This window comes from Alicyclobacillus cycloheptanicus (assembly GCF_028751525.1).
Lineage (GTDB): Bacteria > Bacillota > Bacilli > Alicyclobacillales > Alicyclobacillaceae > Alicyclobacillus_L > Alicyclobacillus_L cycloheptanicus.
In genome coordinates this window covers 3,156,761-3,178,382 of the sequence record NZ_CP067097.1, presented here as the reverse complement: position 1 = coordinate 3,178,382, position 21,622 = coordinate 3,156,761, and the positions used below count along the sequence as shown (strand labels likewise).

22 protein-coding genes, 1 tRNA gene and 1 riboswitch are annotated in these 21,622 nt (G+C 59.2%); of the genes, 11 read left to right on the top strand and 12 right to left on the bottom strand.

Annotated features, from left to right (window positions below):
- Positions 1–67: 67 nt before the first annotated feature.
- The gene (gene ltrA, locus JI721_RS14765; protein ID WP_274455618.1) at positions 68–1,471 is read right to left on the bottom strand and encodes a group II intron reverse transcriptase/maturase; all 1,404 of its coding nucleotides are present in this window, start codon (positions 1,469–1,471) and stop codon (positions 68–70) included.
- Between the two features lie 462 nt (positions 1,472–1,933).
- A tRNA-Leu gene (locus JI721_RS14760) sits at positions 1,934–2,020 on the bottom strand.
- 353 nt (positions 2,021–2,373) lie between these two features.
- On the opposite strand from JI721_RS14760, the gene JI721_RS14755 reads away from it, so the two are divergent.
- Positions 2,374–3,384, top strand: a complete 1,011-nt coding sequence (locus JI721_RS14755; RefSeq protein ID WP_274457888.1) for a transposase — start codon at positions 2,374–2,376, stop codon at positions 3,382–3,384.
- A gap of 311 nt (positions 3,385–3,695) precedes the next feature.
- Here the strand turns inward: JI721_RS14755 and JI721_RS14750 are convergent, their stop codons facing one another.
- Positions 3,696–4,073: a hypothetical protein gene (locus JI721_RS14750; protein ID WP_274455617.1), complete on the bottom strand. Its 378-nt coding sequence runs from the start codon at positions 4,071–4,073 to the stop codon at positions 3,696–3,698.
- 236 nt (positions 4,074–4,309) lie between these two features.
- Between JI721_RS14750 and JI721_RS14745 the strand changes: the two genes are divergently transcribed.
- On the top strand, positions 4,310–4,603 hold the full coding sequence (locus tag JI721_RS14745; protein ID WP_274455616.1) for a hypothetical protein: 294 nt from the start codon (positions 4,310–4,312) through the stop codon (positions 4,601–4,603).
- 26 nt (positions 4,604–4,629) lie between these two features.
- Here JI721_RS14745 and JI721_RS14740 read toward each other — a convergent pair whose 3' ends face one another.
- Entirely contained in the window at positions 4,630–5,925 is a 1,296-nt protein-coding gene (locus JI721_RS14740) for a hypothetical protein (RefSeq protein WP_274455615.1), read from the bottom strand.
- 197 nt (positions 5,926–6,122) lie between these two features.
- On the opposite strand from JI721_RS14740, the gene JI721_RS14735 reads away from it, so the two are divergent.
- On the top strand, positions 6,123–7,391 hold the full coding sequence (locus JI721_RS14735; RefSeq protein ID WP_274455614.1) for a beta-ketoacyl-[acyl-carrier-protein] synthase family protein: 1,269 nt from the start codon (positions 6,123–6,125) through the stop codon (positions 7,389–7,391).
- A 33-nt stretch (positions 7,392–7,424) separates the two neighbouring features.
- Here JI721_RS14735 and JI721_RS14730 read toward each other — a convergent pair whose 3' ends face one another.
- From JI721_RS14730 to JI721_RS14705, 6 genes are all read right to left on the bottom strand, one after another.
- The gene (locus JI721_RS14730; RefSeq protein WP_274455613.1) at positions 7,425–8,174 is read right to left on the bottom strand and encodes an SDR family NAD(P)-dependent oxidoreductase; all 750 of its coding nucleotides are present in this window, start codon (positions 8,172–8,174) and stop codon (positions 7,425–7,427) included.
- On the bottom strand, positions 8,171–9,022 hold the full coding sequence (locus tag JI721_RS14725; protein ID WP_274455612.1) for a CoA-transferase: 852 nt from the start codon (positions 9,020–9,022) through the stop codon (positions 8,171–8,173). Before JI721_RS14725 ends, JI721_RS14730 begins: the two co-directional genes overlap by 4 nt.
- A gap of 63 nt (positions 9,023–9,085) precedes the next feature.
- Entirely contained in the window at positions 9,086–9,949 is an 864-nt protein-coding gene (locus tag JI721_RS14720) for a CoA transferase subunit A (protein ID WP_274455611.1), read from the bottom strand.
- A 13-nt stretch (positions 9,950–9,962) separates the two neighbouring features.
- Positions 9,963–10,748 carry an SDR family oxidoreductase gene (locus JI721_RS14715; protein WP_274455610.1) on the bottom strand — a complete coding sequence of 262 codons (786 nt, stop codon included), beginning with the start codon at positions 10,746–10,748 and terminating at the stop codon, positions 9,963–9,965.
- Positions 10,745–11,536: an SDR family oxidoreductase gene (locus tag JI721_RS14710; RefSeq protein ID WP_274455609.1), complete on the bottom strand. Its 792-nt coding sequence runs from the start codon at positions 11,534–11,536 to the stop codon at positions 10,745–10,747. Before JI721_RS14710 ends, JI721_RS14715 begins: the two co-directional genes overlap by 4 nt.
- Positions 11,537–11,581: 45 nt before the next feature.
- A complete protein-coding gene (locus JI721_RS14705) occupies positions 11,582–12,376 on the bottom strand; it encodes an enoyl-CoA hydratase-related protein (protein WP_274455608.1) in 795 nt (264 codons plus the stop codon).
- 424 nt (positions 12,377–12,800) lie between these two features.
- On the opposite strand from JI721_RS14705, the gene pstB reads away from it, so the two are divergent.
- From pstB to JI721_RS14680, 5 genes are all read left to right on the top strand, one after another.
- Entirely contained in the window at positions 12,801–13,553 is a 753-nt protein-coding gene (gene pstB, locus JI721_RS14700; protein WP_274455607.1) for a phosphate ABC transporter ATP-binding protein PstB, read from the top strand.
- 76 nt (positions 13,554–13,629) lie between these two features.
- On the top strand, positions 13,630–14,286 hold the full coding sequence (gene phoU, locus JI721_RS14695; RefSeq protein WP_274455606.1) for a phosphate signaling complex protein PhoU: 657 nt from the start codon (positions 13,630–13,632) through the stop codon (positions 14,284–14,286).
- A gap of 200 nt (positions 14,287–14,486) precedes the next feature.
- Entirely contained in the window at positions 14,487–15,218 is a 732-nt protein-coding gene (locus tag JI721_RS14690; protein WP_274455605.1) for a GntR family transcriptional regulator, read from the top strand.
- A gap of 33 nt (positions 15,219–15,251) precedes the next feature.
- The gene (locus JI721_RS14685; RefSeq protein ID WP_274455604.1) at positions 15,252–16,763 is read left to right on the top strand and encodes an MFS transporter; all 1,512 of its coding nucleotides are present in this window, start codon (positions 15,252–15,254) and stop codon (positions 16,761–16,763) included.
- 133 nt (positions 16,764–16,896) lie between these two features.
- Positions 16,897–17,049, top strand: coding sequence for a hypothetical protein (locus tag JI721_RS14680; RefSeq protein ID WP_274455603.1), 153 nt, complete (start codon positions 16,897–16,899; stop codon positions 17,047–17,049).
- Between the two features lie 153 nt (positions 17,050–17,202).
- Here JI721_RS14680 and JI721_RS14675 read toward each other — a convergent pair whose 3' ends face one another.
- Entirely contained in the window at positions 17,203–18,180 is a 978-nt protein-coding gene (locus JI721_RS14675) for a C40 family peptidase (protein WP_274455602.1), read from the bottom strand.
- A gap of 4 nt (positions 18,181–18,184) precedes the next feature.
- Positions 18,185–18,374: riboswitch (cyclic di-AMP (ydaO/yuaA leader) on the bottom strand.
- Positions 18,375–18,534: 160 nt separating this feature from the next.
- On the opposite strand from JI721_RS14675, the gene JI721_RS14670 reads away from it, so the two are divergent.
- The 3 genes from JI721_RS14670 (at position 18,535) to JI721_RS14660 (ending at position 20,511) form a co-directional block, all read left to right on the top strand.
- A complete protein-coding gene (locus JI721_RS14670; protein ID WP_274455601.1) occupies positions 18,535–19,230 on the top strand; it encodes a CoA transferase subunit A in 696 nt (231 codons plus the stop codon).
- Between the two features lie 43 nt (positions 19,231–19,273).
- Positions 19,274–19,948, top strand: a complete 675-nt coding sequence (locus JI721_RS14665) for a CoA transferase subunit B (protein ID WP_274455600.1) — start codon at positions 19,274–19,276, stop codon at positions 19,946–19,948.
- Positions 19,949–20,028: 80 nt separating this feature from the next.
- Positions 20,029–20,511 carry a flavin reductase family protein gene (locus tag JI721_RS14660; RefSeq protein WP_274455599.1) on the top strand — a complete coding sequence of 161 codons (483 nt, stop codon included), beginning with the start codon at positions 20,029–20,031 and terminating at the stop codon, positions 20,509–20,511.
- Between the two features lie 29 nt (positions 20,512–20,540).
- Here JI721_RS14660 and JI721_RS14655 read toward each other — a convergent pair whose 3' ends face one another.
- Positions 20,541–21,620, bottom strand: a complete 1,080-nt coding sequence (locus JI721_RS14655; RefSeq protein WP_274455598.1) for an MGDG synthase family glycosyltransferase — start codon at positions 21,618–21,620, stop codon at positions 20,541–20,543.
- Positions 21,621–21,622 lie beyond the last annotated feature (2 nt).

Sequence of the window (21,622 nt, the reverse complement as noted above, 5' to 3'; positions counted from 1 at the left end):
GAGTAGGAGGGGGCGCCTAGCCCCCGACCTCTCACACCACCGTACATGCGGGTCCGCATACGGCGGTTCATGAAACACTACGAAGCTGCAAGTACCTTTCCTGAAGACTCTTCAGACCAAGTGCCTCAAAGTACGCCTTGTCCATGGCGTTGTTCAGGTTCTTCGCCATGAACCATGGCCCTCGGCGCGAGTTTGCCATCATGTGGACGACCCATTCCGGCTGGTTCAATGCACGGAGCTCGCGGTATCGGGTTCTCACCCGTTTCCACTGCTTCCAGATGCACATTCTGAGCCTTCGGCGTATCCACTCGTCGAACCGTTCACAATGCCCTTTCATCTGTGCGAGTCGGAAGTACGCCACCCAGCCCATCATGTAGGCGTTGAGTTGGCGTATCCGCTCTGCCAGCGGCATGCTTCGTGTTCGGCTTGTAATCTGGCGCACCCTGTCCTTGAATCGCTGGATGGTCTTGTCGGCCAATCGAATCGGCGCCTGCTTCCCGTACAGGAAGCTAAACCCCAGAAACTTTCGTCGCTGTGGTCTGTCTACGGCACTCTTGTCTCGATTGACCTTGAGTTTTAGATCCTCCTCCAGGTATCTCGTAAGCGACGCCATCACCCGTTCGCCAGCCCTGCGGGACTTTACGTAGACATTGCAGTCGTCCGCGTAACGGACAAACTTGTGCCCACGTTTCGTAAGCTCCTTGTCGAAGTCGTCCAGCAGGATGTTTGCCAAGAGTGGGCTGAGTGGCCCGCCTTGTGGCGTGCCCTCTTCACTTCGCACCACAACTCCATTCTCCAGCACACCCGCGTTCAGATACGCCCGTATCAGCCGCAGAACTCGCTTGTCCTTCACCTTGCGTGCCACTCGTGCCATCAGCATGTCGTGGTTCACGCGGTCGAAGAATGCCGCCAAGTCCATATCGACTGTCCATGCATACCCTTCTCGGATGTACTCCTGCGCCTTCTTCACCGCGTCATGGGCATTCCGCCCAGGGCGAAACCCGTAGCTGTTCGGTGAGAATCCAGGGTCGAAGATGGGTGTGAGCACCTGGAGAAGCGCTTGCTGGATGAGTCGGTCGATCACAGCGGGAATCCCCAACTTCCTCATCCCGCCTCCGGGTTTCGGAATTTCGACCCGCCTGACGGGTTGAGGCTTGTAGGTTCCCGCGAGCAACTGCTGACGGATGTCAGCCCAGTGCGTCTGGACATACGACCGTAGTTGTTCTACCGTCACTCCGTCCACGCCCGGCGCTCCTTTGTTCGACTCGACTCGCTTGAGGGCTTGCAGCATGTTCTCCCGCTGCAGCATCCTCTCCAGCAAGTTGGTACTGTCCTCGCAGGATGGGTTCTGTCCTTGTACCGACGACGAACTCGGCCCTCTCTCCTCAGCCTCTCGCGGCTTCACCGCTACCCTCTGAGTGGAGGCCCCTTGCGGGGTATTCTGCTGTCTCTGCTCGTCGTGCGAACGCATCCAGTCCATCCTCGTTTCATGTTCAGCCCTTCCCTCGACAAGCGCTTGCCGAGGTACTATGGCCTCTGCTGACTCCTGCCCGTTCAGCGCCACCTCCCGGTGACGGTTACCAGCTATACTGGCGTATCGGACAGGCCTCCCCGGATAAGAACGGCCTCTTTCCTCTCATGCACCCGCCGCAGTTTACTGCCACAGCCCTTGGCGACTTCGGACTTCGTTGTGTTTAGGCAACTCATCCAACTGTCACAGCCTCAAATGCGATTCGTGTACCTCGGGTCGAGAGTTTGCCTCCAGCTTCCTTCAGATTCCACCTCGCGGTGGACACCCTTGCTCTTGGCTAACGGTAGGTATGTCGCCAACCCCCGTTCGGGACTTGCACCCTGGAGAGACCGCCCATGCCGGGCGTACTAAAAAAAGACTTGGAGTGCCTCCAAGCCCTGCGTGATGTAAACCTATTTCCGATGGTGCGGTCAAGAGGACTTGAACCTCCACGGGGTTGCCCCCACAAGAACCTGAATCTTGCGCGTCTGCCAATTCCGCCATGACCGCATGTACGCCTCTTGAAAGCGGCTATTGCAGTATAGCACGCTCTGCGCACTGAATGCAACCACCCGCGATCACTCAGCTAAAATCTTACCGAAAGGGTATTGGCTCACTCATACAGAAACCTTACCGAAGGGATCGTTGTGCGGATGTCAATGCAGAGTCGGCGAGAGTATCTGAGTACAATGCGCGTACGCTACCTCAAAGCCAACACGAAACAGGCAAAATCGCAGATTTTGGATGAACTTGAGCAGACTCTGGGTTATGTCCGCAAGTATGCAATTGCCGTTATGAAACCTAAGCCTGAACACGACAGGCCGCCCGCAAAGCGCACTCGCCCTCTTCAATATCTTGAGGCTATGCCCGTGGTTCAGGTGGTTTGGGAAGCGCTCGACTATCCTTGCGCAGAACGCCTGCACCCGGTTCTGGCGAGCACCGTCCTGCAGTTGGCCAACCACAGCGAACTCAAGCTCACGCCGGAAATCATGCGCGATCTGGAGCAGATTAGCCGTGCGACGCTAGCCCGCCGAATCGCCAAGTGGACACGCCCCGGCGCGAAACACATTCCTGCCGATAAACGACCGTCTGCGCATCTGCGTTCAGAAATCCCTGTGGAGCGCTATGAGTGGAACGAAGGCAGGCCCGGCGCACTGGAAATCGACTTGGTCGAGCATAACGGCGGTTCGTCCCTTGGCCACTTTGCCTACACACTCTCAGTCGTCGATGTCGTGACAGGATACAGCCGACGCCTTGCCGTACTTGGCCGGGGCCAGGCCGGCGTCAAGGCTGCATTGGAACGTATATTGACTGAATGGCCGTATCCGGTATGGGGCATCCACAGTGACAACGGCAGTGAATTCATCAATGGCCACTTGGTTCGCTTCACGAAAGCGAATGGCTTGGCGTTCACGAGAAGCCGCCCTTACAAAAAGAACGACAATGCCCACGTGGAGCAAAAAAATCGATTCCTTGTACGCGAAGTCGTCGGGTACGACCGGTACGACACGCCAGAGCATGCCGCGTGGCTCAACACCGTATACGCGTGGCTTGACGTGTATGCCAACGCTTGTTTGCCAATGCGTAAGGTCGTCGAGAAGAAACGTGAAGGCAGCCACGTACGGAAGAAGTACGACATTGCCCGGACACCGTTGAAGCGGGCGATGGAGGCTAATGTCGTCTCGGAAGATAGTAAGCAACACTGGGCTCAATGGGCCGAATTGCTCAACCCGCTTCAGCTGCATCGGCAGTTGGTTACGCTCTTGGCGCAAGGCCCAGAGGGAGCCAATGTTACCCCGGCGCCTATGCCCGCACCCGCTCCATGGATTGAAGCCAAGGGAAGCTGGTCAAACGGAACTCAAGAAGCTCGTTGAAAGACTTACAAAAACCGCCTGTGGATTTGATGGATAACTCTTTGAGTTACCCACAAGCTCCACAGGCACCAACAGGGGAAGCCACTTCGCTCCTCCCCTCTGGCCTTCGGCCATTCACCCCTCCCACTCATCCTCCGAAAGGATAGAGATTGGGTTAGATTTTTAAATGAGTTAGCCATTTCTCTTCGGTAACATTTTTACGTGAGTTGACACGCCACCGAATTGCAGGATTTTTTATCGCCACCGCAGTCGCCACAACGGGCGCGCCAGCCGGAGCATAAATCCCCATCGGGCGCCTGCAGGTGTGCAGGCTAATGGACTACCTCACTGTCGCGGGTCACCGGACACCACTGCCCGCAGAGGTAGAACCCGCCCCATTCGTCAATGCTGCGTGCCAGCCGCGGATGGTGCTGCACAATCCGGTCGTATACATCCGACGCCAACGTGTAATCGTCGGACCCTTGAAAGGACCACTGGGCAAACTCGTGACAGTCGGTGTTGTACACGATATAGCCCACGGCGGGCAGACGGTCCCCCGGCCGTTCCTGGCCGGCGGCATCCACTTCAACGAATTTCACGAAGTTGACATGAACGAGTTGCGCCAGGATGTCTGCTTCAGCAAGTGGCTTCTCCGCCGCAGCTTTCGCGGAGTCCGTATCGGGAACCGTGCGAAGGTCGTCGCGATCCAATGCGATCTCGCCCCAATCGTGGAATGGTGTGTGATGAATCGGTTGTCCATGCACCCTTCACAGCAAGTGCGAGGCGTGCATGGTCAACCAACAGGGTCTCCTCGCGCAGCGGAATTATGCACCTGCCGCAGGGCAGATGGGGTTTTGCAACGGCAGGTGGACAATCGCCCGCGCTTCTGGACAGGCGCCAGACATACCGTGTAGTACGTCCAAAAGAAGGAAGGAGGGGTCACACCATGCATCATCCGCTCTATCCGCACGCACGGCGGCTGGTCGGGCATCCGGTGTACGCATACCACGTTTCCGGCCGCGTCTATCATGGCTGGCTTCACGCTGTGACGCCGACCGGTGTCTACATGACGCCGATTGGCGCCCGTACGGTGCATGCAACAGACAACGATGCAGCAATCTCCCACGCCGTGGCCAGTTCGGAAGGCGCACCGCTCTTGGTGTACTCGCCCGGGTGGTTCTTCGCCTTTGGCGCCTTAGCCGGTCTCACGGCTGCATCCGTTGCCCCCTACTATTGGTGAACAACAGGGGTCTGGGCGCTCTCCGCTCAGACCTCCACTGCGTTCATCGATTCGACTGTCTCCCGAAACATTTCTGCGTGGAATCTCAGAATATCCGGCACCCGTGGAAAATGAACGCTGGTACGGTGTTCCGTCAGGTGAAACCGCGCGTTCTCGAAGCGCACAATTCCCGTCCGGACCAGGTTTTTCAGCGCCCGGGTAATCGCATGGTGCCGGTGGTCGCGCAGCTCAGGGTCGATAAACGCTGGCGCCGGCAGCAGCGCCAACCTGGCGTCGATGGCAGCGCGCAAGTCGCTTTCGGTAAAGGACGCGATGCGAACAACCGCCGTGCACGCACGCGGCTGCGTGTCAGCGCACACCCAGTCCGAAAACAGCTGCGTGAAGGTGATGGGACGCGCGGCGCACAACGCCTTTCGCACCGTCTCGAGGGTTTGGTTTCGATGGTCGAACGGAATCACTCGTCCCAAAAAGGTCGCGCGGCGATGGGTGAACAATTCGTAGCTCAGACCGAACAAGTACACATTGGCTGCAATGGGCAGCAACATGTCCAGCGACGCGCGCAGCGGCCCCACTCGCCCGTCTTTGCTGTACCGTCCCTCTGGGGTCATGAACATCGTGCCGCCGCCCTGGAGCACATGCACCAGCCGGCTGGCCTGTTCTTCAATCACCGCACGCTCCCGTTCGCGAATGAACTGTCGATAATGCGGACGCAGGTTGCGGAGCGAACCTTGGACAAGCGCGATAGGTGCATTGCTGCGAGTCCACAAGTCCCGCAGGGCTGCGCCCGGACGAAGATGATAGCGCGTCAGCGCGTCGTCCGTGAACACGCGGTCAAGCGGCAGGTTCCCAAATTCCCGCAAAATGTCGTACGCTAGGCTCGCGTCCGGCCGCGACAGCGGCTGGTTTTCAATCGACAGCACCCCGAGCGCTTCAAACAGCTTGGCAAGGTTCCAGCGGTTGGTAAAACGGCGCAAACGCGTTTTTAAGCGCACGGACAAAAAGCCAGGTTCAAACCAGCGCTGGGAGGCAACACAGTATACCGGCAAACGCCACGGGCGCCGTAAATTCAGCACCGAAGGCGCGACCATGCCGTCTACATCGTGCTGATGGTTGGCCAGCACCAGCGTCGAGGATCGTCTGCGCGGCAATCGGCCCCAGATTCGTACATGGTAGGCCGCATGGACATATACATATATACCGGCTGCAAAAAACAGCCGCAGCGCAATCGTGCGAAGGGAAGAAGTTCGACGAACCGGAGCCAGCGTCCGTTCCGGTTTCGCACCTGCCACATCGGTCACAGGCGTTGGATTCGTTTCAATCATGCCAGCGTACGGCCCCTATCTCAAATACGTGAACTCGTTGCCATTGTATCGTATTCCAGGGGGCCTTGTGCACTGGAAATCGAGGGCGATTTCTCCTTTGCCGGAAGCGGGTGCGGATCGCATGTAGTATAATAGGCGTTGCATAGGATCTCATACGGACATGCTGATTCGGACATGCCAACTAAGGAGCGTATGAAATGACAACAGAACCAATGCGCATTGCCGTGACTGGCAGAGGCACGGTGTCCCCTCATGGCGTGGGGGTTCAGAAGTTCTGGGATGCACTCATTCACAACAAATCCGCTGTTCGCCCCACGGACGACCCTGCCCTGACCGCGCTGTCGCCCGTCGTCGCGCCCGCGGCCGATTTTGACGCAACACAGTTTCTCCCGCAAAAAATCGTGAAAGATTCCGCACGGTTTACACATATGGCCCTCGTGGCCGCGATGGAAGCAGTGCAGGACGCTGGCCTCGGGACCGACGGCGGCGCGTCGTGGCGTCCGGAAACCGATGCGGACCGGATCGGCGTCTTCATGGGCACGACGTTCGGGTCCGTTCGCAGCTTTGACGACGCAGCAGCCGACCTCGTCCTGCAGCGGACGTCGCGCGCCGAACCGCGGCTGGTATCGAAGTCCATCCCGAATGCACCGGCAGCCTCGATGGCCATTCGCTACGGCGTCCAAGGCCCTGTGCTCACCTACTCGACCGCGTGCGCCTCTTCTGCCAACTCGCTTGGCGAGGCTTTGATGTGGCTGCGCAGCGGCGAGATCGACCTCGCGCTGGCTGGCGGCACCGACTGCCTGTTCGCCCCGACCTTGCTGGCGGGTCTTCGCGCGTCCGGCGCGCTCGCCATCCATGGCCCCGACGACCGGTCGACCTGGTCCCGCCCGTTCGACCAAAACCGCGCAGGGATGGTGATGGGTGAAGGCGCCGCCGTCCTGGTCCTCGAACCCCTCGAACGGGCCGTGGCACGCGGCGCGCGCATCTATGCCGAATTCGTCGGGTATGGCACCACCAACGACGCCTTCCACCAAATCGCACCGCATCCAGAGGGCACGGGCGCTGGCCTCGCCATTCGCAAGGCGCTTCGTTCGGCGCGCCTGAATCCGAGCGATATCGGCTACATCAACGCCCATGCAACCTCCACGAAGGCCGGCGACGACGCTGAAATCCACGCGCTGCGCGACGTGTTTGGAGAAGCCCTGGACCACATTGCTGTCAGTTCCATCAAGGGCTCCATCGGACACTCCCTCGGTGCTTCCGGCGCCGTGGAGAGTCTGGCCTGCATCGAAGCCTTGCACACCGGGTGGCTGCCGCCCAACCTGCATTGCGACAACCCGGAACCAGGTGCCCCGGCGCGGCTCCTGCGCCACGGCGCCGCGCAGGAGCGCGTGCAGTACGCCCTCAGCAACTCGTTCGGCTTCGGCGGACAAAACGGCGTCATCATATGGAAAGCGGCGGACTGATTGTCCGCCGCTTTTTTGCATCACACGATGCGGTTATACCATGGTCAGGCCGCCGGACACCGACAGGACCTGCCCCGTGATGTGCGACGACGCATCGCTCGCGAAGAACACAATTGTCTGCGCCACTTCTTCCGGCTCGGCGATTCTGCGCATCGGAATGCGCCGGACCATGCGCTCAATCAGCTTCCCCGCATCGCCGTGCTCGCTGTTTTCCTCCAAAATCCGCGTCCGGGTCGGCCCGGGTGACACACAGTTCACGCGCACGCCGCGCTTGGCAAACTCCTGCGCAATCGACTTCGAGAACGCCATCACGCCGCCCTTCGACGCCGCGTACATGGCCTCACCCTGCATGCCCACGCGTCCGGCGTCGGAGACCACGTTGATGATGGACCCGCTGCCCGCTTCCAGCATATCCGGCAGCACCGTCTGGGTCGTGTAGACGACCCCCCACAGGTTGGTCGAGACGACCCGCTCCCAGTACGCCGGGTCCTCCTCTAAGAACCGCGTGGTCAGGGTGTACCCTGCATTGTTGACCAGAATGTCAACCGGCCCCAGTTCCTCCCGCAGGGTTCGATAGGCTTGACGCACCGCATCAAAATCCCCGATATCCAGCGCCTGTCCGACGATAGGACGGCGAAACTGCGGCCGGACTTCCTCAATGCTTTCCGGATGCAGCGCCCAGATGGCGACGTCGGCCCCCTCTGCCTCGAACAACTTTGCGGTCGCGAGGCCGATGCCCCGCGCGCCGCCCGTCACCAAGACCCGCTTGCCTTGCAGACTCATCGCTTCAACTGCGGCCAGGTCGCGTGCAGCGTCTGGCGCTCCCGTTCGTAGACGTTGACGAACCGCTCTGCCGCCTGCGATCCCGACAGAGACTCCCACTTCCGCACTTCGAGCGGGTCAGCGGCGCGGATGATGCGGATGTCTTCTTCGGTCGGTTCGGGCGTGACCGGAATCTGCGCGGGGGCGTGCACCTCAAACCCAGACTTCTCATTGACCTCTTCCAACGTCACGCCCGGGTGCAGGGACTGCACAGACATCGCACCGCCCGGCCCCGTGAAGTTGAACACACCGAGGTCGGAGACGAGCACCGTCGGGGCGCCGTACCTTCCCAAATCGCGATCGCGCTCCGGTCCATTGCCGGCCCCGCTGCGGAAGTCCACCACCTTCACCACCGAGCGCTCGTGCTTGAGCACATAGTAGAAAATCTGCGACAAGTGGCTCGTATCCTCGGGAATGCCGCGCGAACCCACCATCGCCACCTTCGGACGATGCCAGTCGCCAATGCAAGTGATGTTGGTGTTGCCATACTGGTCAATTTGCGCTGGGTTAATCCAGATCCGAAAGCGATCGGTGAAGATGGCGTCGAAGATTTCTTCCATAGAGAGCGGGATGCCGCTTTGTGCATCCGTCAGAAACTGCCCCAGGGTCAGGGTGGGCATGGGCAGGACTTCCATTCCAGACTCCGGCGTGGCGAGCACGGCCAAGTCCGGGGCGTACAGCGCCTTCGCGAGGCGGGCCGACAAAGCGCCAAAGGCCGTCACTGAGCTGACCAACACCTCACCGGAAAATTGCCGGGCCATCGCCGTGATGATAAATTCATCAACCGAGTACTTCGACTCCAGTGGCATTCACAACGCCTCCTTTTGTGGGTGTCGAGCTTGCAGGGGTTGTCGAGTGCATCGTCACCCACGTTATACCTTCAGCCGTGCGACCAACTCTTCGACGCCGCCCTGATTGCTCAAATACCGCTGGTGGTCTGTGTAGATGAACTGCTCCTGGTACGACTGCCAGCCGTCTTCCTTCGTGCAGTACGTCAAGTAATCCTGAAGGTGGCGCAGGTCAGCCCGATAGTCCGGGGCACAGCCTGTCGGGTGGGCACCCCAGGGCACCTCGATGACACCGGTGGTGTGCACGCGGAGCACCTGGACATCGCGGCCGTAGCGCTGCAGTTCTTCCGGCGAAATGATGCGTTCGCAGGACATGAAGGTTTTCTTCGCGGCCTTGGCACACAAGCTGTCGACATGGCCGTCGCCCAAAATCACGCCGTTGCCCAGCACATCTGCATAGTTCACGTGAATCAGCGCCACGTCCGGGTTGATGGCTGGCACCGCCACCAGTTCTTCGCCGTGAAACGGATCTTTGAAGCGCTTGAACGAACGGTTCACATTCAGCACGTCCGTTCCGAGTCCCGTGTGCGTCGGCAGGAACGGCACACGCTTGATGGTCGCATCCAGGCCGGCCATGACCGTGTACTCTGTCCATTCATCAAACTGAATCGATGCACTCTGACGCGCGCGGCGAAAGTGCGGCGCGAGCCCCAGGACCTCAAAACCCACAAACGCGTAGACCACTTCTCCGACCGATCCCGTTCCAATCAACAAATCCACATCTGGACCGCCGACATCGACGACGACGCGCAAGTCTTTCTTGCCGCTTCGCGCCAGTGCCCGGACCAGCGCCATTGGCTTGCGGGACAGCGAAGAACCGCCAATGGCGACCGTATCCCCGTTCTGAATTTCAGCCACTGCCTCTTCCAGAGATAACCGCTTGTCCACCAGCTTCACCCTTTCACTTGGTGACTTCAAATGGACCTGACGTCAGGGTCAGGCCCCCATCGACACGAATGACTTGACCTGTGATAAACCGCGCCATATCGCTCGCCATAAAGACCAGCACGTCGGCGACGTCCTCCGGCGTGGCCAGCCGCCCGAGTGGCGTGTGGCTGCTGACGACGTGATTGAACTCTGCGTACGCATCTCCCTTGTAGAAGCGCGCCGAGTCCGTGTCCACCACGCCTGGCGCGACGGCGTTACAGGTAATCTGCCGCGGTCCAAGTTCGTAGGCCAAATAGCGAATCAGGGATTCTTCCGCACCTTTGGCTGACCCGATGGACCCGTAAAGGGGCAAGGTAAAGTCAACACCGTGTCCGGAAACAGCCAGAATACGCCCGCCGCGGTCACCCATCAGCGGCACGCTGCGCTGCGCTGCCCGCACCAGTCCTTGGATAAGCAGTTGATAAGTCCGGTCGATGTGGTGCGGCTTCATTTCCATCAGCGGTTTGAACGCAGTCGCCGCCGCATTGGCAACGTAGACGTCAAGACGTCCAAAGGCTTGTTCCACTACATCAAACATATGGTCGATGTCTTCTAATGATTCCAGGTTGGCCTGGACCACCAGCGCTTCTCGTCCGAGGCTGCGGATTTCCGCCGCGACCTCGCCCGCGAGATCGGCTTGACGATTGTAATGAACGACGACATCCGCGCCATGCCTGGCCATTGCAACGGCGGTCGCGCGGCCAATGCCGCGCGAACTGCCGGTAACGAGAACTTTCTTGCCTGCAAGCAGTTCACTCATGAAGTCAGTCCCTTTCCGAGCCATTCCCCACCGTCAATGACAAACACTTCACCGTTCACAAAGTCCGCGTACGGCGACAACAGATAGCTGGCGGCCTGCGCCATTTCCTGGACCGTGCCGAAGCGGCCGACCGGAATCTTGGCCTTCAGGCGCTTCTCTTCTTCCGGATCCGCCCACAGCGGCCGAGCCCCCTCCGTGTCAGTTGGACCGGGGCAAATCGCGTTGACGCGAATCCCATAGTGCGCCCACTCGACGCCCAGCGTCTTGGTCATCGCGATGACCCCTGCTTTGGCCGCCACGGAGTGCACGGTGCGCGGTCCGCCGGTCCATGCGTAACTGGCCACCACCGACAGCATCCGGCCGCCGTTGCCCAGTTCAATCATCTTCAGCCCGGCGGCACGTGTGCAGTAAAAGGTGCCGTTCAACACAGTGTTGACCACCGAGTTCCAGCCGTTCACCGACAACTTGTCACTGTCCACAATGAAGTTGCCCGCCGCGTTGTTGACCAAGATGTCCAGCCGCCCGGTCTGTTCCACGGCGGTGTTCATCAGGTGGTCGACCTGCTCCGGATCGCGGATGTCCGTCGGCACCGCCAGCGCTTGTCCGCCGGCGGTCTGAATCTCCTGCGCCGCGGCCTCCAGCCGTTCCTGCTTACGCCCAGCAAGCACGACCGTGGCGCCCAGCCGCGCCAACTCCGACGCGATCCCAAATCCAATGCCCGAACCTCCGCCCGTCACTACGGCTGTCCGACCAGACAGCGTACCTTTCGGCAACATCGTTTCTGCCATCATCATGAACTCCTTTGTCAGATAGAATTGTGTCAAATGGGATGATTACCGCCCGGTGAAGTTTGGCGGGCGGCGCTCCAAGAAAGCCTGAACAGCCTCCATGTGATCGGCCGTGTGCGCCAGGTCGTCCTGGACGTTCTTCTCGACCACCAGCGCGTCTTCAAACGACAGGCTGGCGGTTTGGTCGAACAGTTGACGAATGCGCACGTACGCTTCGGTTGGCCCGTTCGCCAGCTCGTCCAACAGCGCCTTCGCTTCTGCCTGCGCCTCTTCCAGCGTCGCGTTCACGCGTGACGCGAGCCCCAGCGCCACCTGCTCTGCGGGCGAGATGCCCTGTCCGCGCAGCGTGACGGACACGGCGCGCGCAAAGCCAATCATCCGGGAAAGGTAAAAGCTCACGCCGCTGTCTGGCGCCAGACCGACCTTCACAAACACGGGGTTAAGCACACTCTTTTCCGTAATGACACGGAAATCCGCCGCGAGCGCAAGTGCCAGTCCACCGCCGACTGCCGGCCCGTTGACCAGTGCGACCGTGGGCTTTGGCATCGTGCGCAGCGCCTTGACAATCGGTATGTACTCCGTCTCGACGAGACGCCCCATTTCAGGGCCCTCTTTCGCGTAATCTTCGGATAATTCCTTGACATCCTGCCCAACGCAAAATCCGCGCCCCGCCCCAGTCAACAACACCGCCCGGACGTTGGCATCGGCCGCGGCTTCACCAAGCGCCGCCACCAGGTCCTTGCGCAACTGCCGCGTCAGCGCATTCATCGCTTCCGCCCGATTCAGCGTCACTGTGGCGACGCCGCCGTCAACCTGATACAACACTTCCTGAAACTCCACAGACAGCCCTCCGTTGGTGCCCCTCGGCCGCAGTTCAACCCGCCCGGCGCTGTGCCGCACGCATCGAATCTGGAATCTGACAACACACAATCTCTGTCAGTCCCATGCTTCAGGGCATTTGTAGATGCCGCTCTCCCATGCATCGGGTGCAGAGCACCGTTGTTGCGTCGTAAAGGTGGTGCTCGAGCAGAATCTATTCAATTATACAAGTTCGGACATTGCCTATCAATTCAAGCGAACGCATGGAAGCGGGCGTCTGCACGTGGTACACTGAAGCAAACCGCGCTGGAGGGTCGGAATGTCAGCGAGGCGCGGCGTGCTGCACGGAGCCTCACTTTTACAGTTTCTTTACGAAATAGCGGCAATACATTTACAATGGTTCGATATCATACACTACGTTCATCTATTCGATCGGGGTGTCATTGTGGCAAAATCCATTTCCGTACGCGACTTACAGGCTTGGTATGGTTCGCAGTTAACCTTAAAAGGCATCAGCATGAACATTGAAGCGGAGAAAGCAACCGCCATTATCGGGCCCTCCGGGTGCGGCAAATCTACGTTTGTCCGGTGCTTGAACCGCCTGCATGAAACGCTGCCCATGGCGCGCGTCGACGGCGAAGTCCGACTGGGCGAAGAAGATTTGTATCAGATGGATCCAGTCGATGTCCGCCGCGTCGTGGGGATGGTATTCCAGAAGCCCAACCCCTTTCCGACCTTGTCCATTTTCGACAATGTCGCCATCGGGCTGCGCCTGGGCGGCATGCGGAACAAATACGAATTACAGCAGCGCGTAGAAGAAAGCCTGCGCATGGCAGCCTTGTGGGACGAAGTCAAAGACCGGCTGAACTCCCCTGCCGTCTCCTTGTCGGGCGGCCAGCAGCAGCGACTTTGCATCGCGCGGGCATTGGCGGTCGAACCTGAAGTACTGCTGATGGACGAACCGGCATCGGCACTCGACCCAATCTCCACCCTGCGTGTCGAGGAATTGGTTGAGCAGCTCAAGGGCTCCTACACCATCGTGATCGTCACGCATAACATGCAGCAAGCGGCCCGCGTCGCCGACCAGACCGCCTTTTTCCTGAACGGCGAGCTGGTCGAGTTCGGTGACACCACGAAAATCTTCACGAAGCCGTCCGACCAGCGAACAGAGGATTACATCACAGGGCGGTTCGGATGACAAACGGCGTGTGACATCCAGATTCGCAAGGAAATGGCTGAACGTAGAAGGCCTTGACCTCAAAGGAGGGTACCAGGTGCAGCAACGACAGACGTTTGACATCGCGCTGCGGGAACTCAAGCTGAAATTACTTCATATGGGCGGCGATGTTCAGGAAGCCATGCGAAACGCGGTGGAATCACTGAAAAATGTCGATCGCGCTGCCGCCCAGCAAGTCGTCGATGGCGACCGTCGCATCAATCGTCAGGAAAACGAGATTGAGGACCTCTGCATTCGCCTCATTGCAACGCAGCAGCCGGTTGCGACAGACCTGCGCAAAATTGTCGCCGGCATGCGCATCGCGTCCGACTTGGAACGGATGGGCGATTTGGCTGTCGACGTGGCCAAGTCCACCCTTCGGCTCGAGGGGCAACGACTGATGAAGCCGCTCGTGGACATCCCGCGGATGTCTGCGATTATCGATGAGATGATTTCCGACGCATTGAACGCGTATGTCGAGAACAGCACTGATCTCGCCAATAAGCTGGCGTCTTCGGATGACCAGGTCGACCGCATCTACCGGAAGATTGTCGAAGAGCTGTTCGCCGCGAGCAAAGAACACCCCCAGGTCATTTCCCAGGCCATGACGCTGGCGTTTGTCGGCCGCTACCTGGAACGCATTGGCGACCATGCCACAAACATCGGCGAAAGTGTGATTTATATCGTGACGGGTGAACGCTCGGACTTGAATTAGGCCGCACTGCAAGGAGCAGTTTCCCGTCCGCTTTATGACGGAAGGGAGGCTTTTCCACGCGTGCGACCGCCACCCCCGGACGAACAGGGCATCCCGCCCGTTCAGCCATCGGATCAAGCCTTGGTTGCGTGAACCAGGGACGCGATGATAAGATTGCACCGTAACTTGTAGTAACGTTACAACCTATGGAGGCGCAGCAGATGAAAGAAAGCACGCCGCTCTACCACCAGTTAAAAGCAGCGCTCTTGGACGAGATTGAATCGGGACGGTGGCAGCCAAATCAACGCGTGCCCTCGGAGCCAGAGCTGGCGCGTCAGTTTGGCGTCAGTCGGACGACCGTGCGGCTCGCCGTCGGCGACTTGGCCGCGAGCGGGTATGTCACCCGCAGACAGGGCCGCGGCACCTTTGTGGCCGCGCGCTCCGGCGGACACGCCTCCTCCCGGCTGTACGGGTTCGCGGAGGACCTTCGCCGCCACTATCCCGATGTGCAGCTGGACATTGTGCGCCTTCGCGTTGAACCCGCGAGTCAAACGGTAGCTTCGCAGCTGGAACGCCCAGCCGGCACACAGGTGATTACCATTCACCGGATGGCCCGCGTGGATGGGCGGCCCGTGTTCTACGAAACGTCATGGCTGGTGGCACCCTTTCATGTCCAAGAAGCCCAGTTGGCCGCGGAAAAATCGTCCTTTGACCACGTCTACGGATTCTTCGAGCGCAATGGCATCCGCGTCGGTCTTGGCACCCAGACGATTCGCGCGGCACTGGCGGGCGAAGAAGATGTGAGCCGGCTCGGCGTCGCACCCGGAGACCCCATCCTGGTCATCGTCCGGACCACACGGGACGATTCAGGCGCCCCCATTGAGTTCTCGGAGGTACGTTATGTGGGTGCGATGTATCAGTACGAAGTGAACTTGACGCGCAGTGAAGCGTAGCCTGACGCAGCTTTGCGATGGGAGGATTGCCGAATGTCGTCAACACACCCGGTGGCATCACCAGACGGCCGTTCATACGCCGCAGCACCAAAGCGGCGGCTCCCATTGTCCGCGGTCTATCAACGCAAGTCCTACCACTGGTATGTCGTGGGGACCGTTTGTATCGGCGCATTCATGGCGGCCGTCGACGCAAGCATTGTCAACATCGCGCTGCCCAGGCTCCAGCATGACTTCCATGCGACGATGAGCACCATCACCTGGGTCAGCCTCGTCTACCTGCTCACTCTGGCGGCGCTCATCATTCCCTTGGGGCGCCTCGCAGACATGTTCGGCCGCCGGTGGATGTATGCCAGCGGATTTACGGTGTTTATGGCCGGGTCCCTCTTGTGCGCCGTCTCGCTCGATCTCTCGTTTCTGCTCGCGGCGCGCATTGTTCAAGCGGTGGGTGCCGCGATGCTGCAGGCCAACAGTGTCTCCATCATCACCGCGGCGACACCCGCCATGGACCGTGGGAAAGCCATCGGCATTCAGGGCAGCGCCCAAGCCATTGGCCTGAGTCTCGGACCCGTGATTGGCGGGGCATTGTTGTCCTTCTTTGGGTGGCGCTGGATTTTCTTCGTCAACGTACCCATCAGCATTTTCGGCACCCTCCTCGCCATCCTCCTGCTCCCGCCCGACAAACCGCCGATGCCTCGGGTAAAGTTTGACTACCTGGGTGCCGTCACGTTTGTCCCGCCGTTGGTGGCCTTGATTTACGTGCTCAACACCGGCCGCAGCGACGGATGGACATCGCCTTGGCTCGTCGCCTGCGGCGTGGTAATGGTCGTCGGGGCCGTGGCATTTTTCCTGGTGGAACGAAAAAGCCCGCACCCGATGGTGGATTTGTCCCTGTTCAACAACGCCGCCATCGCCATGGGCAGCATCACAGGGGTTCTCTCGTTCGCCCTGATGTATGCCATCACCCTGCTTGGCCCCTTCGAACTCGACCACCTTGGCTCCATCCGGGCCTACGAGGCCGGACTGTGCATGATGGTGATCCCGCTCGGAATGACACTGTTCACACCGATTTCGGGTGTGCTAGCCGACCGCCTCAGCACGCGCATCCTCACCGCCGCCGGCATGTCTTTTGCCATTCTGGGCTCCGCCCTCCTTGCCGCGGATGCCCGTTTCGTACACGAAGGCGGCGGGTATCCGCTGCTCCTGGCTGGTTTCTTCCTCGTCGGGGCTGGACTCGGCGTGTTCACACCACCGAACAACAGCAGTGTCATGGGGCACGCCCCACGTGCACACCTTGGCGTGACGGGCAGCGTCCTCAACCTGGCCAGAACGCTTGGTATGAGTCTGGGTGTCACACTGGGCAGCCTGTTCTATCAGTTCTTCCTGTCCGTTCACGGCGCAGCCAACGAGGCACATGCCACACCCCTGCAAATGGTGCACGCCTTCGGGGATGCGTACTTGTTGATTGCGGTCATTGGACTGCTCGCACTCGTCCTCTCCGTTATCCATGCAAGCCCATCCCGTCGACATCACGCGACAGACAATTGACAAAATTCGCTATATCCGTTACACATCCTTCACATTCGAGGCTCATCTGTCGGTTTCCGGACACACGCCTTCGTGGTAGAGTGAAGGTAAGTCCTCCGTTGTACCGCACTTGAGGGCTCGAGGTGATTATGAAATGGCTGAATCGTTCCCGGAAGAAGCTGCTGTAAAAAACCCATTATCGAAGCTGGTGCGCGTTTGGAAAGTCGCTGAACGCATCAGCGTCTCCCTGTCGATTCTTTTGGTGCTCGGCACAGTTGGATACCTTTCCGTGCATGCATTGACATAATCAGTCAATGCATCGTGCAAAAAACAAGGCTGACCCCGCCTATCCATAGGTTCGAGGTCAGCCTGTTCTTCGCTGCGCTGACAGGAGCCGGACTGGCATGCCGATGACGCTGGCTCCCTTCTCCTGCAGCGCGGACGCTCCTCCGCTTACACGTCAATCAACCCGGCGTGCGCCGATGTAATGCGAACTCCAATACGATTCACCCAGCGAATCGATTTGCACATCACTGCCCGCTGCATTGATGAACGAACCACTGCCCACGTAGATACCCACGTGCGACGCACCAGCGCCGTCTGTATCAAAGAACACCAGGTCACCAGGCATCAAGTTCGATTCCGACACGGAGCTTCCTCTCTGATACTGGCTGTAGCTGTCTCTCGGCAAACTCACACCAAAGTGTGCGTATGTAAATTGAACGAGTCCTGAGCAATCAAACCCATGGACTGATTCACCGCCCCAGACGTAGGGCACACCGAGGAACTCTTTGGCGTACGAGACGACTTCTTCACCCATCGTGCCGCTTGCAACAGCCCCCGTCTGGGTTTCACTTCTGGAGCCAAGGCTCTTCGACGTGGAAGACGTGGTCGAGGAAGACGTTTTGGATGAGGCAGCCGCAGGCTTGGCGGCAACGACTTTCTTGCCTCCGTAAATCACCAGCTTCTGCCCGAGGTGCAGCACACCGTTCTGCGAAATATGGTTCCAACTGCACAAATTCGCGACGGTCACCCCGTACATTTGCGAAATGGACCACAGTGTTTCCCCGCTCGTCACGACGTGGTAGCGAACTGTCCCTGACGGATGCGCAACAGAAACCGATTTGGAAGAAGATGATTTGCTCGAAGTGGTTGTCTTGGGTGCGGTCTTCTTCGTTGTGGCCTTCACGACCGTTTTCGCAGCGCTTTGTTTCGCGGCTGCCACTGGAATCTTGAGGATTTGTCCCGGTATGATGGTTGTTGTCTTGAGGTGGTTCTCCGATTCGATTGCATTAACCGTAGTTCCGTTGTCGTGCGCGATTTGATAGAGGGTATCACCCTTCTTCACGGTCACCTGACTCGTGGCGGCAAACGCCATGGTCGGAACGCTGACCAAGCACACACAAGCACCGAAGAGAAATTTTCCGCGAACGTTCACGCAAATAGTAGCCCCTTTGGTCCTACGAGGTTAGTTGACGGACTCGGGATGTGGCTGCTCCCTACCACTCGTACGCATTCTGTCACACGCAGGCCTGGCGACCCGTGTCTTGCGTGTCGAATCATCGCACTGTGGATTCGCCCCAAAAAATCATGTCCCCCGTCCTCAGAATCGAGGTTCGGACGCTAAATTTGATTGAAGTTCCTGCTTTATTATAATCAAGCGTCTCTACCGCCGCAATACGAGTCTCGCAAAATTTTGGCGTTCAAGTAGAATCGTGACGAAAAGGCTTGCAAAGCCACATTGGCTGTGCGGTAATAATCGTAGCCACGAATCCATGAAGGAGTGATTTGCTTGAACAAGGTCTATCCGTCCGCGCTTGACGCCGTGCGCGACATCCCGAACGGCGCCACGCTCTTGGTTGGCGGGTTTGGCTTGGTCGGCATTCCCGAGCACTTGATTGCAGCCTTGCAGACCTTGGGCGTCCGAGACTTGACCTGCGTCAGCAATAACTGCGGCGTCGACGACTGGGGCCTGGGCCTTCTTCTTCAAACACGCCAAATCCGCAAGATGGTGTCATCTTATGTTGGCGAAAACAAGACCTTTGAGAAGCAGTTTCTCAGCGGCGAATTAGAGGTGGAACTGGTTCCGCAAGGCACACTCGCTGAACGTATCCGCGCTGGCGGCGCAGGCATTCCGGCCTTCTACACGCCGGCCGGGGTGGGCACGCCTATCGCTGAAGGGAAGGAAGTTCGCGAATTCGACGGCCGCGAATACCTGCTGGAGCGAGGGATTCGCGGTGACTTTGCGCTCATCAAAGGTTGGAAAGCGGACACCGCTGGCAACGTGGTGTACCGAAAGACGGCGCGTAACTTCAACCCCATCATGGCTGCTGCGGGCGTCACGACCATTGTCGAGGTGGAAGAGCTGGTTCAACCAGGAGAACTCGACCCGCACGAAATTCACACGCCTGGCATCTACGTACAGCGCATCGTCGTGGGCAGCGCCTACCAGAAACGCATTGAGAAGCGAACCACCCGTCAGGGATGACACGTTCGTGATGATGAACCGATAGCAGAAAGGAGCAACGCACATGCCCCTCACAAGAGAGCAAATTGTGCAGCGCGCGGCGCTCGAAGTTCAGGACGGCAACTATGTCAATCTTGGCATTGGCATGCCGACGCTGGTGGCGAATTACATCCCGGAAGATGTTCATGTCTTCCTGCACTCTGAGAACGGCATGCTCGGCACGGGTCCCTATCCCACCGAAGACGAAGTCGACCCGGACTTGATTAATGCAGGGAAAGAAACTGTCACGCTGCTGCCCGGCGGATGCTATTTCGACAGTGCGGAGTCGTTCGCCATGATTCGCGGCGGTCATATCGACGTCGCCATCCTCGGCGCCATGGAGGTCTCGGAGCGAGGCGACCTGGCGAACTGGATGATTCCTGGCAAAATGGTGAAGGGCATGGGCGGCGCGATGGACCTCGTACACGGCGCCAAACGCGTCATCGTCACCATGGAACACGTCAATCGCCAGGGAGAACCGAAGATTCTTCGCAGCTGCCAGCTGCCGCTGACCGGAAAGTCGGTGGTGCACCGAATTATCACGGACTATGCCGTGATCGACGTGACCGAACAGGGGCTGGTGTTGAAAGAGATTGCACCCGGCCATACTGTAGAAGACATTCAGTCCATCACAGAGCCTGACCTGACGGTTGCCGACGACGTGAAGACAATGACCTTCCAGCGACCCACGCAGGCCTAAGCCCGCGCGCTGCGCCGCCGCGGCATCTTTCCGCCGCAGCTTGCATACACACATCGAAGACAGCAAAGGAGGAAGGCAGGATGCCTGTGGATGCGCAGACATTTCGACACGCGCTTGGTCACTTTGCCAGCAGTGTGACGGTCGTCACGCTTGCCGATGAGGGGCGAAAGACCGGACTCACGGTGACGGCGTTCAGTTCCCTGTCACTGAATCCGCCTTATATTCTCATCTGTATCGACAAGCAAACGGACTCCCTGGATGTCCTTCGCCGCAGCCAAGCGTTCGTGGTCAACTTCCTTGCAGCGGGCCAGGCTGATTTGTCCAACCACTTTGCCAGTACCCATCCAGATAAATTTTCGGGGATCGACCATCACATGGGGATGCTCAACATCCCGATTTTGAAAGACACCGTCGGCTGGCTGGAATGTCGTCTCGTCCAGGAAGTGGACGGCGGCGACCACATCATTTGCATCGGCCTTGTGGAACACGCCAGCATCGACGACCAGGCCGAACCCCTGCTCTACTACACCGGCAAGTACCGCGAACTGAAAAATATGCAGTAGCGGCAAAGGGGTGCCTCGAGGGGCACCCCTTACTTTTGCAGCTGTGCCAGCACATGCCTGGCAACCTCCGCGGCGGCGTTTGGATGCGACGCATCGCGGCACGCGCGCGCCATGCGCACCCGTTCCCCTTCACGAGCGAAAATCTCCAGCGCATGCCGCATCTCTTCCCACGTCTGTGCGACCCGTCCTGCACCCAGCTGCGCGACGAAGGAAGCATTGTCTGCTTCCTGGCCAGGCTGAGGACGAAACAGGAGCATGGGACACCCCGTCGCAAAACACTCACTCACGGTCAAACCGCCCGATTTGACAATCGCGAACGCCGCATGGCGATACCAGGGTGCAACTTCGTGAAGAAACGACAACGGAACCACCTGCGCAAACTGCTCCTTCAGCTGCTCGACACGGTCAAACATCTGAACGTTCTTGCCGCACATGACGTAAATCCGATGATCCGGAAAGCGCGAGACCACTTCACGGATGGTGCGTTCCAAGTCCGGAAACAGTCCCCGTCCGCCCGTGGCCACCAGTACATACGGCTGTTCCCCGGGTGGAATGTCCGCGTCCGTGTCCCTGGTCACAAACTGTTCGCGCAGCGGGATCCCGGTCGCCAACACAGCCGCACCCTGATGGGCCAACGGCTTCATCGCTTCCACCAGCCGTTGGTCCGGCACAAAGTAGGCAGCGACGCCGTCGTGAAACCAGCGCCGGTGAATGCTGTAGTCGGTAATGACCATCCCCGTCCAGACGTTTCGCAGCGACGCGGGCATGTCCAGCAGAACGCGCTCCGGAAAAAGCTGAATCACCGCATCAGGCCGATACGTTTCGAGCGCCTTTCGGACCACTGGCCGGAGCGGAATGGACAACATTCGCCACAGCGGATGCCGCGCGGGAAGGTTCCGCGTGACCCGGTAGCTGAAACCGTAAATCCCCGGCATGACGCGCGTCGTCCAATCGTAAAACCATTCACTGGACCACCGGCCCGCCCGCACCGGAGCAATGCAGTCGACCTGAACGACCTCCACGCCAACCTGAGCAAACGCCTGCGACAACGCGACGGCCACCTGACGATGGCCGTCTCCATACGATGCTGTCAGCAACAAGACACGCACTG